The 1,032-nt window shown below is 69.5% G+C and carries 1 protein-coding gene; it reads left to right on the top strand.

What is annotated here, in order from left to right; translation table 11 throughout:
- The first annotated feature begins 140 nt into the window (after window positions 1–140).
- Window positions 141–809, top strand: coding sequence for a nitroreductase (locus ACFRCG_RS48800; protein WP_095849888.1), 669 nt, complete (start codon window positions 141–143; stop codon window positions 807–809).
- The last annotated feature ends 223 nt before the right edge of the window (window positions 810–1,032 follow it).

Raw genomic sequence — 1,032 nt, 5'->3', positions numbered from 1 at the left:
CTCTCCAGGAGCGGTGTCCGGAGCGGGGGACCAGGGGTAGAGGGTTTGTACGGGACAATCGTTAAACACGAGATGGTATCGGGTGATACTATATTGAATGAAACGAAAGTGCCTCGTCGCGCGGAGGGAGGTGGGCGACCGTGAACGTCTACGAGGCGGTCACGAGCCGGCGGGCGGTACGCGGATTCACCGACCGGCCCGTCCCGAGGGAGGTGCTGGAGCGGGTGCTGTCCGGCGCGGCCTGGACACCGTCCGGATCGAACCTCCAGCCGTGGCACACCTACGTGCTGACCGGCGGACCGCTGGCCGAACTCAAGAAGCGCGCCGGCGAGCGCCTGGCCGTGGGCGACCCCTGGGACGAGCCGGAGTACGAGCAGTACCCGCCCGCACTGAAGTCCCCGTACCGCGAACGCCGGTCCGCCTTCGGCGAGCAGCGCTACGGCGCACTCGGCATTGCGCGCGAGGACATGGAGGCGCGCCAGAGGGCCGCTTCCGCGAACTGGGACTGTTTCGGCGCCCCCGCCGCCCTGTTCTGCTACATCGACCGCGACCTGGGCCCGGCCCAATGGTCCGACGTCGGCATGTATCTGCAGACCGTCATGCTGCTGCTGCGCGCCGAAGGGCTGCACAGCTGCGCGCAGATGGCATGGGCGAAGTACCGCAAGACCGTCGCGGAGGTCCTGTCGCCTCCGGACGAGCTCATCCTCTTCTGCGGCATGTCGATCGGGTTCGAGGACGTCACGGTGGGATACACCCGTACGGGCCGGGCGCCGCTCGACGAGACGGTCACGTTCGTCGGTGACTACTGACACCGCCCGTCCTCGGCCGGTCTCAAGGCGCCGTTTCCCGCCACGCGCACATAAGTGGTCCATATGCATCAAGGGGCCGGCATGCCGTCGGCGCTCAGGCCACGGCCCAGGGGCCCAGGTCGCGCGTGCGGCGGGTGGCCGCGGCGGGCCGGCTCTCGTCCCATGCCGGGGCCAGCGCGGCGGAGAGGATGCCCCAGAGCTGGCCGGCGCTCAGGGCGTGCAC

Origin of the sequence: Embleya sp. NPDC056575, from assembly GCF_042793325.1 — a bacterium.
Lineage (GTDB): Bacteria > Actinomycetota > Actinomycetes > Streptomycetales > Streptomycetaceae > Embleya.
This window is presented reverse-complemented; position numbering and strand designations above follow the sequence as displayed.